The 15,024-nt window shown below is 62.9% G+C and carries 10 protein-coding genes; 4 read left to right on the top strand and 6 right to left on the bottom strand.

Annotation, left to right across the window (positions count from 1 at the left end; translation table 11 throughout):
- Positions 1-37 precede the first annotated feature (37 nt).
- On the bottom strand, positions 38-1,336 hold the full coding sequence (locus GMET_RS13170) for a hypothetical protein (protein WP_238378930.1): 1,299 nt from the start codon (positions 1,334-1,336) through the stop codon (positions 38-40).
- Positions 1,337-1,918: 582 nt separating this feature from the next.
- Here GMET_RS13170 and GMET_RS13175 point away from each other — a divergent pair.
- From GMET_RS13175 to GMET_RS13185, 3 genes are read left to right on the top strand one after another with little or no spacing between them, the layout of a single operon-like run.
- Positions 1,919-2,410: a cytochrome P460 family protein gene (locus tag GMET_RS13175; protein ID WP_004511835.1), complete on the top strand. Its 492-nt coding sequence runs from the start codon at positions 1,919-1,921 to the stop codon at positions 2,408-2,410.
- Between the two features lie 51 nt (positions 2,411-2,461).
- Positions 2,462-3,754 carry a hypothetical protein gene (locus tag GMET_RS13180; protein ID WP_004511834.1) on the top strand — a complete coding sequence of 431 codons (1,293 nt, stop codon included), beginning with the start codon at positions 2,462-2,464 and terminating at the stop codon, positions 3,752-3,754.
- Positions 3,755-3,779: 25 nt separating this feature from the next.
- Positions 3,780-6,050 carry a phospholipase D-like domain-containing protein gene (locus GMET_RS13185; protein WP_004511833.1) on the top strand — a complete coding sequence of 757 codons (2,271 nt, stop codon included), beginning with the start codon at positions 3,780-3,782 and terminating at the stop codon, positions 6,048-6,050.
- A gap of 44 nt (positions 6,051-6,094) precedes the next feature.
- On the opposite strand, the gene GMET_RS13190 is transcribed toward GMET_RS13185, so the two are convergent.
- Both GMET_RS13190 and GMET_RS13195 read right to left on the bottom strand, forming a co-directional pair.
- Positions 6,095-8,560 carry a putative bifunctional diguanylate cyclase/phosphodiesterase gene (locus tag GMET_RS13190; protein ID WP_004511832.1) on the bottom strand — a complete coding sequence of 822 codons (2,466 nt, stop codon included), beginning with the start codon at positions 8,558-8,560 and terminating at the stop codon, positions 6,095-6,097.
- Positions 8,561-8,831: 271 nt separating this feature from the next.
- Positions 8,832-10,469, bottom strand: coding sequence for an ABC-F family ATP-binding cassette domain-containing protein (locus tag GMET_RS13195; RefSeq protein ID WP_011366077.1), 1,638 nt, complete (start codon positions 10,467-10,469; stop codon positions 8,832-8,834).
- Between the two features lie 192 nt (positions 10,470-10,661).
- On the opposite strand from GMET_RS13195, the gene GMET_RS13200 reads away from it, so the two are divergent.
- Complete coding sequence (locus tag GMET_RS13200) at positions 10,662-11,066, top strand: RNA recognition motif domain-containing protein (RefSeq protein ID WP_004511830.1); 405 nt, start codon at positions 10,662-10,664, stop codon at positions 11,064-11,066.
- Between the two features lie 36 nt (positions 11,067-11,102).
- Here the strand turns inward: GMET_RS13200 and GMET_RS13205 are convergent, their stop codons facing one another.
- Genes GMET_RS13205 through cydD form a run of 3 tightly spaced genes read right to left on the bottom strand, consistent with a single transcriptional unit; the run spans position 11,103 to position 14,913 of the window.
- Complete coding sequence (locus GMET_RS13205; RefSeq protein WP_004511829.1) at positions 11,103-11,531, bottom strand: DUF2141 domain-containing protein; 429 nt, start codon at positions 11,529-11,531, stop codon at positions 11,103-11,105.
- Positions 11,532-11,554: 23 nt separating this feature from the next.
- Positions 11,555-13,198 (bottom strand): thiol reductant ABC exporter subunit CydC, encoded by a 1,644-nt coding sequence (gene cydC, locus GMET_RS13210; protein ID WP_004511828.1) that lies wholly within the window; start codon positions 13,196-13,198, stop codon positions 11,555-11,557.
- The gene (gene cydD / locus GMET_RS13215; RefSeq protein ID WP_004511827.1) at positions 13,195-14,913 is read right to left on the bottom strand and encodes a thiol reductant ABC exporter subunit CydD; all 1,719 of its coding nucleotides are present in this window, start codon (positions 14,911-14,913) and stop codon (positions 13,195-13,197) included. The genes cydC and cydD overlap by 4 nt, the downstream gene beginning before the upstream one ends.
- Positions 14,914-15,024: the final 111 nt, after the last annotated feature.

Raw genomic sequence — 15,024 nt, forward strand, 5'->3', positions numbered from 1 at the left:
ACAGCATTTGCATTATCTTCCGCAGCGTAAAGTTCCCCTAGAACGACTTTGACCACTGGGCAAGAAAGCTGCTCCCTCCCACGCCGTTTCGCAGGATGCGGGTGTCGTAGGTGTATTCCAGGTAAAGCTGCGAATCCCAGGGTAGGCCGCTCGTGAGCCCCAGCGAGAACGCCCCGCTGTAGTCGTGGGTGAAGTCGAGGCGGGAGAGATTGAAGCTGTCCTGCCGCAGGAAGGGGCGGTTCACCTCGGCGATGGTCCCCCGCAGGTGGAGGTAGAGGAAGAAGAGGAGCTCGTAGCGGTATTCGAGGGAGCCGATGACGAAATCCGAAGCCGGGAACTGGTTGAACATGGCCCCAGGATACCAGTAGCGGTACAGGTCGTCGGTCTCGCTCGGGAATGGCCCGCCGCCGATGCGGAAGGCGGAGAAGCGGTCGATGCTGTCTTTGGGCGCAAAGCCGCCGTGAAGAATGCCGATGAGGCGGTGGCGCTCCGAGAGGCCGGGGATGCCCGTGGCCCCGGTAAAGAAGGCGGAAACCTTGAGATAGTCCCGGGTCCTGTCCCCCCTGAAGACGGTCCCCCCGAAGGTGTGATCGCGCCAGTGGTTCCGCCTGCCCAGCTCAACCGCGATCCCCCCGGCCCACCCCTCGTGGGGGAGCTCCATGAGGTTGCGCCGAATAGAGTCGTAGTCGGCAGAAAGCTTGAAACCGTGGACAAAGGTGCTCGGGGGGAGCTTTACGTCGGCTCCGGTATCGGACACCCTCCCCGTGTAAAGGTAGCCGGCGTTGTAGAGCAGCTTCAGCCGGAAGGCGTTGTCCGACTGGAACGGCGCCACCGGCAGCCGGTACCCCACCCCGACCCCGCCGTTGAAGCTCCCGTAGATGATGGAAGTCGACTTCATCTCCTTCCCGTCGATGATCTCGTCGGTGGGAAAGGGGACGGTATTGTTGTCCCAGTGGCCGAGGAGCTGGAAGTGGCCGAAGTCGCGCGCCAGGTCAAGCTCGTTGACGAAGCCCCCGATGACCGCCCGGGAGCGCCACGGCTCCTCGTACTTCCTCCGGTAGAAGGCGCCAAAGGGAACACCCCAGTCGCTTCCCAGCTTCGGGGAGAAAAAGACCCCGCCGAGGGTGAAAGAGCGGACGTAGTCCCTGTCCCTGGCCGGGATATCGAACCGGTGTCCCCACAACTCACCATTGAGGGGCTCACCGGCCAGGGGGGTGTGGTATTCCGCCTCTTCGGCGCAGAGGACCGTTACCGGGGCAAGAACGGAGAGGAGGGCGCAACAGGCGGCAACAGCGCACATCTTCACCCTGGCGATGAGAGGGGATCTATTATCCATGGGAGCAGGTGACAGCCTTGATGGAATTGAGCGGGGACGCCGATGGTCGCCCGGTGTCCAGAGTGTAGCACATTCCCGCGTTTTTTCAGGTGGGGCGAAGAAAGGCAATTCCGGCTATAAGGCTGATATTCTTAACTCTTGACAACGCGCCTTTAACCGGTTCTAATTTGCATACTTTCACTCAAGCGCTTCCGGCCCTGGAACCGCACGTTACGGAGGAATTTGAATCTATATGGGAAAGATAATGGTCCTGGTCTTCATCGTTGGCGTTCTGTTGATGGGCGTTTCAAAATGCAGCCACAGGCAAGGCAATGCAGGGAACTCCTCCACCACCCCTTCTGACACGGTTTCTCCCGCAGCACCCCGTTGAGCACTTGCCCAAGGGAGTTCGGGCGCTATACTTTCACCAATGAAACGCTCAGGACGAGCCGGCTCCATGCCTGAACGGCAGGGGCTTGCCAGGGACGGCACCTGATTTTTCTCTGACTCACCTTTCCCCGTCCCCGACCTTCTCCTTCCGCCGCCCTGAATTCACCGCCTCTGCCACCCCATCCTCCACAAAATTCAACCCTGGAGGTCCATATGAAAACCATGATCGGAGCCCTCATCATCATGCTTCTGCCCCTCATTGCCCTGGGGAAAGACCGGCCGGTGGCGCCCAACGGCATTTCCCTGATCGAGGGGTACCGCAACTGGCAGGTGATCGCCCCCTCTTACCGGGATGACAAGGGGCACATCCGGGTCATCTTTGGCAACGACACCGCCATGAAAGCCATGAAGGAAGGGACGCGCCCCTTCCCTGACGGGACGATAATGGCAAAGGTGGCATGGACCGCCGTAAAGCACCCGAAGTTCCCGGTGGCCACCATCCCCGACGGGTTCGCCCAGGTGGAATTCATGGTGAAGGATGCCGCAAAGTACAAGGCAACGGGAGGATGGGGCTTTGCCCGATTTGTGGGCAACGGGCTCAAGCCCTACGGCAGGGATGCCAGTTTCGTTCAGGAGTGCTTCGGCTGCCACACGCCGGTGAAGGGTAACGACTACGTGTTTACAGGGTTTGCTCCTGTCCCCTGAACACCGCCATTGTAAAGCAAACTATTTCGCAAGTTCCCCGGAGGTGCTGTTATGAGATGGTTTTCCAAGGGAATTATCAGCCTGGCGCTTGCTGCCCTCCTGACCGGCTGTGTCGGCAACGACCAGTACCGGACCTCGTACGAGCCCTGCAACGTCGCCCAGCAAGGGGCCGAATGCAGAAAGTCGTCCCTGGAACAGAACGACGAGTACCTTCTCGGCTTCGTGGAGTTCGACGACCAGGGGTGGTTCTGGGACAGGAAACAGGCCAATGTGCTGATCGACCGCCTCCTGGAGAAGGATGCGCTGGAGTCCGGCCTCCTTATGGTCGTCTATGTGCACGGATGGCGGCACAACGCCTCGTTCGACGACGACAACGTGGCGTCATTCAGGGAGACGCTCAAACGGATCTACTCCTATGAGCACCTTGCCAGCCAGAGCGAAGGACGGCCGGAGCGGAAGGTGGCGGGGATTTATGTCGGGTGGCGGGGGCTCTCCGCCAACGTGGAGCCGTTCAGGACCCTCTCCTTCTGGGACCGCAAGAACACGGCCGACAAGGTTGGCCACGGCGCCCTGACCGACCTCCTGGTGCAGCTTGAGGAGGTACAGTTCTCGCACCTGAAGGTTTACGACGAAACCAAGAGCAGGCTGGCCCAGACCAAGCTAATCATCGTCGGCCACAGCTTCGGCGGGGAGATGGTCTACTCTGCCCTCTCGCAGATCCTTGTCGACCGTTTCTCGGGGGATGCAGAGTCACCGCAGACCTTCGGCGATCTCGTGATCCTCGTGAACCCCGCCTTTGAAGCGTCCCGCTTCACGCCACTCCACGACCTGGCCGGGGTGAGGAAGTGGTACGCCGACGGGCAGCTCCCCCTCGTGGCGATCTTCACCTCGGAAACGGATCAGGCGACCAAGACGGCGTTCCCCGTTGGACGCACGCTCTCGACTCTCTTCGAGAAATACCGTCCCGACGACGGCAAGCAGAAACAGGCAGACCGGCACGCCGTGGGGCATTTCGAGCCGTACCGCACCCACGAGTTGCGCCCGCGCCCCGAGGCCGAGGCGGCTCCACCCCAAGCCACGGAGACGCCTGAGAAGAAAGTGGCCGATTTACGCACGGCCAAGTCATTGCGGCAGCAGTGGATCGACCTTTCGTCCCGCAACGGCTGGAGCCTCGACTTGGGGAACGCCAGGCTCACGCACCTGGGAAAATCGCTCCCCCGCAACCCCTTGTACGTAGTGGCGGTTGACAAGCAGATAATCGACGGCCATGGCGACATCTGGAACGAGAGGTTCATCGATTTCATGCGGCAGTTCATCCTGTTCACGACCATTGTCGAAGAATAACCGCAATCTACTAACGGAGGCCCCCATGAAAACCCGTTTCGTCGCCCCCCTGCTCCTTGCCCTCGCCATGACCGGCTGCGCCACGCAGAAGCAGGCAGGTCTTCCCCTCGACACCGTCAGCCAGGCGGCATCCGCCGGCCCCCTCTCCATCACCGAGGCCCAGGTCATCACCGACAACGACGCGGCGTTTCTCTCCAAGCTCCGCATGGTCCGGGGCGCGCAGCGCTCCATCGACATGATGTACTACATCTATGCCGACGACCACAGCTCGTCGGTGCTGACCTCAGCCCTCATGGACGCGGCGCGGCGTGGGGTTACCGTGAGGCTCCTCGTGGATTACCACACCAACTACAAGCACCTCGACCTCTTCTCCCTCATGGAGAAGGAGGGGAACGGCAACCTCCAGGTGCGGTTCTACAACCGGCCGACCCGCAACATCATCAAGGACGCCGTCTATCTGACCATGGGATGCTCTCCCGAAACTGCTGCGGCCAGACCCGAGGCATGCAGCGCCGAGAAATTCGCCGCCATCGACAAGCTCTTCGCCGACGAAACGATCAACGGCAGACCGGCGGCGGACCGGAACATCTCCAACCTCGACATCGGCAACTCGGGGCTCTTCCTCTCCGGCCTCTACTCGAAGCGGGGCGACGTGATGGCGCTCGCTGTCCAGAGCGGACAGCAGATCGACGTCCAGAGCCTGAAGGGAGGCGCCTCCACAACCACTCCCGAGCAGGAGGAGCAGCTGAAGCGCCTCGGCAAGGCCTACTGGGAGTCGAGGACCGGCGCACCGTTCCAGCGGCTCGCATCAAATGCGGAGCTCTTCTTCGCCTTCGCCATGTACGGCGGCCAGCTCAACCCGATCAAGGAGACCGTCACCTCGCTGCTGCCGGTCGACAGGAAGCTCTCGGACGATGAACTGCGGGACTGGGACCACCTGACCGACTACCTCCACCACAAGCTCCTCCTGGTGGACCGCAAGGAACTCCAGATGGGGGGAAGGAACGTGGAGAACTCCTACCACATGCGCCCCAATCCCCTGACCAGCAAGTACGTCTTCATGGACACCGACATCCATGCCCTCCTGCCACAGGGGGGCGAGGAGGTCGCCACGGCGTTCGACTCCCTCTGGAATTTCGACGCTATGGTGGCCCCCCTGGCCGAGGTGCGCCAGCATGCCCCCAACGACTTCGTCGTCGCCATGAAATATGCCGAGAAGGCCTGCGCCGGGGAAACGGGGAAAGAGGAGCGCGATGCCTGCATCAAGAAGGAACTGGAGGGAACCGCTCCCTCCCTGGACAAACGGATGGCCGACTGCCGCACGACCATGGAGGAGAACGCCCGGGCCTACAACGAGACCTATCTCCCCACGATTCCGCAGCAGCCGACGCAAACCTTTACCGTGGATAGCGGCAGCGTCCTCGCCTACCTCGAAAACATTCCGTTCAACAGGGCGCTCCCCCCGGAGAAGCGGGTACGGACTTACGGCGCCCCTGCCGGCGAGGAGGCCAGGAGCGGAAAGTACATCCACGACGTCTGGCTCAGGGAGATTCCGGCGGTCTGCGCGTCTGCCACCCCCGATGCCCCGAAGCGGCTTATCCTCCATAACGCCTACTTTTTCCCCGCCGCCAACCTCACCCATGAGCTGAGCCGGATGGTGAACGGCGATTACGACTGCTCCAACGTCACCGTGACGGTCCTCACCAACTCCATCCAGACCACCGACCTCAACGTGGTGAACCTCGCCGCCCGCCACGCCCTCAAGGCGTTCACCGAGTTCTACCAGCAGCAGGGCGACCCGGCCAAGCGGGCGAAATTCGACTACTACGAGTATCAGCCCCGGACCGACGAACCTCTCTCGCTCCACACCAAGGTGTCAGTATTCGGTGACGACGTCACCATCGGCTCGGCCAACGCCGACGTCCGCAGCTTCATGATGGACAGCAACAACGTCATGTTCGTCCGCAACGCCCCCGGCTTCCTCGCGGAGTACACCGCCTTCATGCAGCGGCTCCTTGACGACCCGGCCCGGACGAAGAAGCTCAACGACTATTTCACCGCCACCCCCCGCGACACGATGCTCCAGGAAGACCTGGCCACCTTCCGCCAGATCCTGGCCAAGTACGGCGTCGACAAGAAACTGGACGAGGGGCAACGGAAAGAAGTCGAGGCGCGCTTTGTCCAGATGCTCAACGACGCCTACGAACTGACGAAGGGATCCATCGACACCGGAAGCAGCGCGGCGAAGCGGCGGGAGAGCCAGGACAAATTCAACGAGGAGTTCAAGCCGATCTGATCTCGGCGGGGCAGTTGCACTTCAAATGGATTTATCAGCACGATTCAGTTGGTAAAGTGGTGCGTCCCGAAACCGGGAAGTGATTCGCGGATGAGGCGGGAAACGTCGTCTGGCAGGAGGGGACGGGAGAAATAGAACCCCTGGATGTCGGCACAGGTTATCGACATCAGGTAGCGGAGCTGCTCTTCGGTTTCGACCCCTTCAGCCAGCACTTCAGGGCCGAGGCTGCGCGCCACGGCAACGATAGCCTCGATGATGGCCCCGTTGCCGCGGCTCTGGCCGATGTCGCGGATAAAGGACTGGTCGATTTTGATCCGGTCGAGGGGAAAGTGCTTCAGGTAGTTAAACGAAGAATATCCCGTGCCGAAGTCGTCGATCGCCAGGCGTACTCCCAGCGCCTTGAGCTGCCCAAGCGTGGAGACCGCCGTTTCCGAATCCATCAGCATCGTTTCCGTCAGCTCGATCTCCAGCAGCTCTGACGGCAGCCCCGTCTTTTGGAGCACGTCGCTGACCGTGCCGACGATCTCCTCATGGGTGAATTGCCGCGCGCAGAGGTTTACCCCCATCTGCAGCGGCGGCAGGCCGTCATGCTGCCATTGCGCTCCCTGGCGGCATGCCTCCTCAAGAACCCATCTCCCCAACTTTGAGATGAATCCCGTCTCCTCCGCAACCGGAATGAACCGCGAGGGGAGAATGACCCCCTTGCGGGGGTGATTCCAGCGGACAAGCGCTTCCACCCCGACGACCTTCCACGTGCCGGTATTCACCTGGGGCTGATACATGAGGAAAAACTCGCCATTTGTCAGCGCCTGCCGCATGTCCTCCTCAAGCTCATGGCGCTCAACTGCCCTGGTGTTCATCTCCGCCGAGAAGAACCGGTATGAGTTCCCGCCCCGATCCTTGGCGGCATACATCGCCATGTCGGCGCGCTGCAGCAGCATTTCGCCATTCCCCCCGTCCGACGGGAAGAGGACGATGCCGATGCTCGTGGCGATGTGGAGCGTCTGCCGGTCCAGCGTAAACGGCTCGGCCAGGGCCGCCAGGATTTTGTCCGCCAGCAACGAGGCATCGGTGGCAGCTCGCACCCCGGGGGCGATGATGACGAATTCGTCACCGCCGAGACGCGCCAGGGTGTCGCTTTCGCGGGTACAGCCCGATAGCCGTGCCGCAACCTCCTGCAGGAGCCGATCGCCTACCCGGTGCCCCTGGCTGTCGTTGACGTCCTTGAAGCGGTCCAGGTCGAGAAAGAGGAGCGCCACCACCTCTCCGTGCCTTCGGGCATGCCTGATCGCCTGGGACAGGCGGTCCATCATGAGGGGCCGGTTGGGTAGCCCGGTCAGGGAATCGTAATAGGCAAGGCGCCTGATTTTCTCCTCTGCGCGCTTGCGGTCGGTTATGTCCTCCACCACCTTGATGAATTTCGTCGCCTTTCCCTGTTCATTGAAGACGGGGAAAGCACTCAGACGCAGTCCGGACGGCTCGCCATCATCCAATATTCTCTCAACTTCCCTCGATACGGCTCTTCCCGTGGTCATTGCTTCAACACCGAGGCAGTTATCGCAACATTCGTCCCGATTCTCGAATTCCTGGTAGCAGAACCGTCCGGTCAGTTTCTCGGCATTCTTCCGGAACATCTTCTCCAGATAGCCGTTGTTCATGACGATGCGGTTGTTGCCGTCAATGAGGGAGATGCCCATGTTGACGTTCTCAACAAGGGTCCGGTACCGCTTTTCACTCTCCACGACCTTCGCAGTAGCCCGCCTCCGCCTCGACTCCTGTTCGCGGATGTAAACGTAGCCCAGCACATAGATGCCGATGAGGTTAAAGCTGCGGCGGATGGGGGTAAAGATGTACTCGTACCGCTCTCCGTAGGCTATATCGACCAGTTTGAGCGTTTCCGTGAGAAAAAAACAGACGAGGGCGAAGCAGATGATGTTTCGAAGCCAGCCGGTACGGTGGCGGAAGAGGTGCCAGGTGGGGAAAACGAGAAGCAACGCCGCAATCGTGTGGAAAAGGACGTCGCACCAGGTCTGGCCGAATTTGGATGCCGGATTGGTGGTTATGTAGTCGGCCCACCACGAGAATGTGGCGATATAGCAGGAAAGGGTGAGGGTGATGCCTATGCCGAGATAGTTGCGGGCAAGGAAGAAATCACCGGTGAGGTAACGCATGAACGCGGCGGCAACAATAACGGTCGCCACCCCCGAAAGCACATGCTCGACCGGCGGGAAGAACGCGTGCAGGTGACGGGGATCGACCATCAGCGCTTTCTGGCCTATGGCCATGGCGAGCATGAAGAGCTCCCGCGCCAGGCCGGCACTGAACCCCAGGACGAGCAGTGCCTCCCGGGAATTGGCTTCATTGCGCCTTCTCCATAACGCGAAAAAGAGAAGGTTCAGCCACATCGCCCCTGCAAGGACGAAATACACTGCCACTTCGTCATCAATGCCGCCGTGCCCGCCGGTGAAGCGGGCAACAAAATCAAGAATCCCCAGCAGAGCCTCTTGCATGAGCGACCCTTTCAGCAAGCTGCACAATTAAAACATACACACCAATTGAATTAGATATCACAAATAAAAATAAAGTAAAGTGATTCCAATATTATTTCTTAAAGCAAAAACATATAATTTCATCCTAAATTTCAGCAACTTCAACGCTATTTCCGCAACTAATTGACGTATTTTATTATGATTTCAAAAAAAATCCCCCTTGCAAAAGGGGGATTTTGTCACGCCAAAGGGTGTATTTTATTATTATTCGACCGGGCAATTCCCGCTCCGATTACAGGCTCGCCTCCACGTGGCCGTGATACAACTCGTCCCGCTCCCGGGCAACCCCCTCATCCTCCAGGAAGTCGTCGAAACTCATGACCCGGTCGATGACCCCGCCAGGGGTGAGCTCCACGATCCGGTTCGACACGGTGGAGACGAACTCGTGGTCGTGGGAGGCGAAGAGGATCACCTCCGGGTAGGCGATGAGCCCGTTGTTGAGGGCGGTGATGGACTCCAGGTCCAGGTGGTTGGTGGGCTCGTCCAGCATGAGGACGTTGGCGCCCGTGAGCATCATCCGGGAGAGCATGCAGCGGACCCGCTCCCCCCCGGAGAGCACACTGGTCTTCTTGGTGGCCTCGTCCCCGGAGAAGAGCATCCGCCCCAGGAACCCCCGTGCGAAGCTCTCCCCTTCAGTGGGAGGTGAGTATTGGCCAAGCCACTCGATGAGGTTCAGGTCCCCCTCGAAAAAGGCGCTGTTCTCCTTGGGGAAATAGGAATGGGTGATGGTCACCCCCCAGCGGAAGGTTCCCGCATCCGGCTCCAGTTCCCCGGTCAGAATCTGGAAAAGGGTGGTCTTGGCCTGGCTGTTAGCCCCCACGAAGGCGATCTTGTCCCCCTTGCGGACGATGAGGTCCAGGTTGTTAAGCACCTGCACACCATCCACAGACTTCGAGAGCCCCTGGATCTCCAGGATGATGTCGCCGCAGGCCCGCTCGGGCTTGAAGACCACGTAGGGGTACTTGCGGGAGGAAACCGGCATCTCCTCCAGGGTCAGCTTCTCCAGGAGCTTCTTCCGGGAGGTGGCCTGCTTGGCCTTGGAGGCGTTGGAGCTGAAGCGCTGGATGAACTCCTTCAGCTCGTTGGCCTTCTCGGTGGACTTGCGGTTCTCCTCCTGCTTCTGCCGCAGGGTCAGCTGGCTCGCCTGGTACCAGAAGTCGTAGTTCCCCACGTAGACCTTGATCATGCCGAAGTCGATGTCGGCCACGTGGGTGCAGATCTGGTTCAGGAAATGCCGGTCGTGGGAGACCACGATGACCGTGTTCTGGAAGCGGGAGAGGAAATCCTCCAGCCAGGTGATGGATTTCAGGTCCAGGTTGTTGGTGGGCTCGTCCAGAAGGAGCACGTCGGGATTGCCGAAGAGGGCCTGGGCCAGGAGCACCCGCACCTTCTCTCCCGGTTCCAGCTCCTTCATCTTTTTATGGCGCAATTCCTCGGGGATGCCGAGGCCGTTCAGGAGCACCGCCGCCTCGCTCTCGGCCTCGTAGCCGTTCATCTCGGCGAACTCCCCCTCCAACTCCGCCGAGCGGATGCCGTCCTCCTCGGTGAAATCACCCTTGGAGTAGATCTCCTCCCGCTCAGCCATCACCTTGTAGAGCCGCTCGTGCCCCATGATGACGGTATTGAAGACCACCTCCTCGTCAAAGGCGAACTGGTCCTGGCGCAGCACCGCGATCCGCTCGCCTGAGCCCACGGAGATCTCCCCCTTGTCCGCCTCCACCTCGCCGGCGAGGATCTTGAGGAAGGTGGATTTCCCGGCGCCGTTGGCGCCGATGAGGCCGTAGCAGTTGCCGGGGGTAAACTTGATGTTAACGTCCTTGAAGAGAACCCTCTTTCCATAGGAGAGGGTAACGTTCGATGCGCTGATCATGCTCTGGGTGACTCCTTCTTTTGTTCGGGTAAAATAAAAAACCACAGGGATGTGACCCTGTGGTTCACGTGCTGACTGGTTATACCATTTCCGCCGCCAGGGGGGCAATTCCTTTTTCCACCGCGGGTTTTCCGGAAAAGCCCCTTTCCCTTTCCGCCCCCGATCTGGTACCATCGGCCAAAAGGAGACATCATGAGCGCAAACAAGGAACTCTATGTGGGACACATGTCCTACGAAGCCACTGAAGACGACCTCCGGCGACTCTTTACGGTGGCCGGCACCGTCACGTCGGTCCACCTGATCACCGACCGCGATACCGGCGAATTCAAGGGGTGCGGCTACGTGCGGATGGCCACGATCGAAGAGGCAAAAGAAGCCGTCGAGACCCTGGACGGTGCTTTGCTGAGAAACCGGGCCATCACCGTGACCCTGGCGCGCCCCCAGAAGCAGACCACCCGCCCCGGCGGCAGGGGCGGCAAAGGGGGACCTGGCCCACGAACCGGCGGCAGCCGCGGGAAAGGCGGCCCCGCCGCCGGCAGCGGTGGTCCCCGCGGGAAGAGCGGTCCGGGCACCAGACCCGCAAGAGGCAAGAAATAAGTCCCGCCGCCGCTCGGGCTCGGAGGATAGACTGATCTATCTGAGCCTGAGCGGCACGCTCCGAGAAGCCCTATCCAGCACTATCGCCGCAGCCTTGAATTTCGGCGGCCCCATCATCCCCCTCGCATCGTTCGACACGCCTGCCGGTTCCTTCGGCACCCCGATGAAGTTCCTGTCCAGTTCACCGTTGCCGTTCTCATCCTGAAACGCCGTCACCGCATAGACCCCGCGGGAAAGTCCCTCCACCGCCACCGTCATCTCCGGCCCGGAAACCGGCAGCACCCTCCGCGCCGCGGCTCGACGGAGATCGGTAAGAAAATGGGCCTCGTCGCCCCAGACCGTCACGTAAAGGGTCCCCCTGACGCCCCGAAACCCCGTGACCGTCACCAGGAGGGTTTCGGCGACAGCGGGCTTCAGTTGCAGGATCAGCAGGCATGCCACGAGCAATGCAGCAAAACGCACCATTGTGTATCCCTTCTGTCTTCTCTTCAATTTTTTCCCATCCGCACCACCCGGTTGGCCAGGGCAAAGCAGGCAGGCCGGTGGGTGATAACGAGCACTGTCTTCCCCTCGGTCCGGGCGGCCAGGCGCGCCACCACCTCCCGCTCGGCGGCGGCATCGAGCCCCTCGGTGGGCTCGTCCAGAACGAGGATCGGCGCATCCTTCACCAGGGCCCGGGCCAGGGCGATTCGCCGGGCCTCCCCCCCGGAAACGGCGCTCCCTCCCTCCCCCACCGGGGTGTCGAGCCCCAGGGGAAGAGTGTCCACCCACGCCGCAAGACCGGCATCCTTGAGGGCACGGCGCAGTTCCGCATCTCCCGCCGCAGGATTCCCCACCATGATGTTCTCCCGGATGGTGGCATTGAAAAGATGGGGGCGCTGGGGAACCGCGGCGATCAGGCCCCGCAGCTCGTCGGCCGCCAGGTGGCTGATCTCCATGCCGCCGACGGTGACGCTGCCGGCATAGCCCCTGAAACGGAGCAGGACCTCGGCCACGGTGCTCTTGCCCACGCCGCTGGGGCCGGCAAGGGCCACCTTCTCCCCGGCCGGGACTTCGAGGCTGAACCCGTGAAGGACCGGCAGGGCCGGATCGTAGGCGCTGGAGACGTTGTGGAAGGCGATGCCAGTTCCGACAGGTAGCGGCTCCGGAGCAGGGGGATCGGGGACCGGCACCGGCGCGTCGGCAAGCTCCCGGATCCGTCGCACCGCCTCCCGGGCTGAAGGAACCAGCTGCAGGGCCGCCGGCATGCCGGCGGCCGCCTCGAAGGCCGCCGCCGTGAAAAGGACAAGCATCACGAGGGCCGGTCCGGAGACAAGCCCCGCGGCCACCGAGACGCTCCCGGCCGCAAGGACCGCTGCCACGCCGAGGCCGCCGCAGGCAACCCCGCCGGCCAGGGTAAGGCCGCCGATGGCGGCGAGGCGCTCCTGCTCGGCCACGAGACGGGACGAGAGGTGATCGACCCGCTCCGCCTGACGCTCCGCCGCGCCCAGGAGAATCAGCTCCTCGGCCCCCAGGAGCCCTTCGGTCACTGCTGTGCGGAGCGCCCCGGAAAGCTCCGCCGAGCGCCGCCCCGGCTCCTGCGCCAGGCGCCGGGCCGCGAGGGGAAGCGCCACCCCGGCAACCAGGAGGAATGCGAGGAGCGCCAGGGCCGCCGGCACGCTCCATCGGGCGGCAACGAGGACCGCCAGGACGATGGCGGCCGCGCCGGTAACAAGCGGCGCCACGATCCGGAGGTAGAGGCTCTCCAGGGCGTCCACGTCGGCCCGGAGCCGGCCTGCCACATCGCCCCCCGCGTAGCGCTCAAGCCCGGCCGGAGCCAGGGGCTCCAGCCGTCGGAAGAGCCAGACCCGAAGGTCGGCCAGAATACGGAACGCTGCCTCGTGGGTCACCAGCCGCTCGGCATAACGCCCCACGGTCCGGAGGATGGCCAAGGCCCGGATGGCGGCCGCCGGGAAGAAGTAGTTGAAGGGAACGGCAGTTGCCCCGGTCACGGCCATAGAGGCGATGAACCAGCCGGAAAGGGCCATGAGGGCCGTGTTGGCGGCTATGACGGCGACGCCGAGGAGTATCCCGGTCACCATCCAGGGCCACTGGCGCCGGGAGACGGCCAGGATCCGGAAGAGCTCCCTCATGCCGCCACCTCTCCCGCCATGGCGGCCAGGAACTCCGCCGGCGCCACCACCCGCTCAAGACGCCCCCCAGCCATGACGGCGACCCGCGCCACCCTCCGGACGGTTTTTTCCCGGTGGCTGATGACGAGCACCGTCCGCCCAGCGGCCAGCCGCTCCAGGGCCTCCCCCACCAGCCGCTCGTTCTCCGGATCAAGGCCAGCGGTGGGCTCGTCAAGAACCACCAGCGAAGCATCGCGCAGGAACGCCCGAGCCAGGGCCAGGCGCCGGAGCTCCCCCCCAGAGAGCCCGGCGCCCCGGTCCCCCAGTTCCGTGTCGAGCCCCAGCGGCAGGCGATTCACAAAGGCGTCGGCTGCCGCAGCCTCCAGGGCGGCGCAGATCTCCGCCCCGTCGGCGGTGGGACGGCCGAGGCAGAGGTTCTCCCGGATCGTCCCCTTGAAGAAAAAAGGGCTCTGGGGAACCCACGCGAGGCGCTTCCGCCAGGCAGCCGGGTCCAGATCGGCAAGATCGGCGCCGTTCACCGTGATCCGCCCCGCCTCGGGACGGGCCAGCCCCACAAGGAGGCGCACCAGGGTGCTCTTGCCGGTGCCGCTCTCCCCCTCCAGGGCCGTGAGGCTCCCGGCCGGCAATTCCAGATCGATGCCGCTCACGCCTCCCCGCTCGCCGCCGTAGCGGAAGGTAACTCCCTCGAACCGGATGGCCGGCGGCCCCGCTTGAACCGGCAGGGTGCCTCCGTACCCCTCGGGCCCGGGAAGAGACAAAAGCGGCACAAGCCGCTCGGCGGCGGCTGTTCCCTGCATCCGGGCGTGGTAAGAGAGCCCGAGGGTTCTCAGCGGCAGGTAGAATTCGGGGGCCAGCAGCAACACGAAAAGCCCATCGGCGAGGCTTAGTCCCCCTCCCAGGAGGCGGAAGCCGACCACCACCGCCACCACCGCCGTACCGACGGTGGCGAAAAACTCCAGGGTAAAGGCCGAGAGGAACGCCACCCGGAGCACCGCCATGGTTCCCTGGCGATACGCCTCGGAGACCCGGGCCACAGCCTCGGCCTCGCGCCGGGCCGCGCCGAAGATCTTCAGGTCGGGAAGCCCCTGGACGAGGTCGAGGAGGTGCCCTGCCATGCGGGAGAGGCGCCCCCACTGACGGCGGTTGAGGATCTCGGAGCCGCTGCCGATGAGGACCATGAGAAGCGGGATGAAGGGGGCGGAAAAGAGGAGGACGAGACCCGCCCGCCACTCTGCCGGAAAGACGAAGAAGAGGGCCGTTGGTGGCAGCACCGCCGCCAGGGCCAGGTGGGGAAGGAAGCGGGCCACGTAGAGCTCCAGCCCCTCGACCCCTGCGGTCACCGCCTCCACGAGGGGACCGGTCTCCTCGCCGGCACGCCCCGCCGGCCCCAGTGCCTGGAGCTTGCGGTAGAGGTGGCTCCGCACCTGCTCCTTGACCCGGGCCGCGGCGGCCGCTGCCCGCCGCTCGGAGAAGAAGACCAGGAGCCCCCGGGCAGCAGCCAGGGCGGCGACAGCGCCGGCCAGGGGAAGCACGGCGTCCAGGGTGGCGTTCTCGATCACCACCCGATGGCAGGCCAGCGCCAGGAGCCGCGCCTGGGGGACGGTCAGAAACCCGGCGACGAAGGCCCACCCCACGGCGCGGGCAAGCTTCCCCCTCACCCCACGGGCTGTGTCGAGGAGCCATCTTTCAGGGCGTGCTGTGTGGTCTCTGCTCATGGAGCCTCCTTAGGTTTATCTACACGTACCACTGGCACCTGTCAACGACGCCGCCACAGGATATTGACATCCGTTTTCAATTAAGTATACTGGAATCAGGAATACTTCAAA

Origin of the sequence: Geobacter metallireducens GS-15 (assembly GCF_000012925.1) — a bacterium.
Classification (GTDB): domain Bacteria; phylum Desulfobacterota; class Desulfuromonadia; order Geobacterales; family Geobacteraceae; genus Geobacter; species Geobacter metallireducens.

Bases quoted from the DNA above. Each gene is read 5' to 3' on its own strand.
- GMET_RS13170 (WP_238378930.1), bottom strand. From the start codon at position 1,336: ATGGATAATAGATCCCCTCTCATCGCCAGGGTGAAGATGTGCGCTGTT.
- GMET_RS13175 (WP_004511835.1), top strand. From the start codon at position 1,919: ATGAAAACCATGATCGGAGCCCTCATCATCATGCTTCTGCCCCTCATT.
- GMET_RS13180 (WP_004511834.1), top strand. From the start codon at position 2,462: ATGAGATGGTTTTCCAAGGGAATTATCAGCCTGGCGCTTGCTGCCCTC.
- GMET_RS13185 (WP_004511833.1), top strand. From the start codon at position 3,780: ATGAAAACCCGTTTCGTCGCCCCCCTGCTCCTTGCCCTCGCCATGACC.
- GMET_RS13190 (WP_004511832.1), bottom strand. From the start codon at position 8,560: ATGCAAGAGGCTCTGCTGGGGATTCTTGATTTTGTTGCCCGCTTCACC.
- GMET_RS13195 (WP_011366077.1), bottom strand. From the start codon at position 10,469: ATGATCAGCGCATCGAACGTTACCCTCTCCTATGGAAAGAGGGTTCTC.
- GMET_RS13200 (WP_004511830.1), top strand. From the start codon at position 10,662: ATGAGCGCAAACAAGGAACTCTATGTGGGACACATGTCCTACGAAGCC.
- GMET_RS13205 (WP_004511829.1), bottom strand. From the start codon at position 11,531: ATGGTGCGTTTTGCTGCATTGCTCGTGGCATGCCTGCTGATCCTGCAA.
- cydC (WP_004511828.1), bottom strand. From the start codon at position 13,198: ATGAGGGAGCTCTTCCGGATCCTGGCCGTCTCCCGGCGCCAGTGGCCC.
- cydD (WP_004511827.1), bottom strand. From the start codon at position 14,913: ATGAGCAGAGACCACACAGCACGCCCTGAAAGATGGCTCCTCGACACA.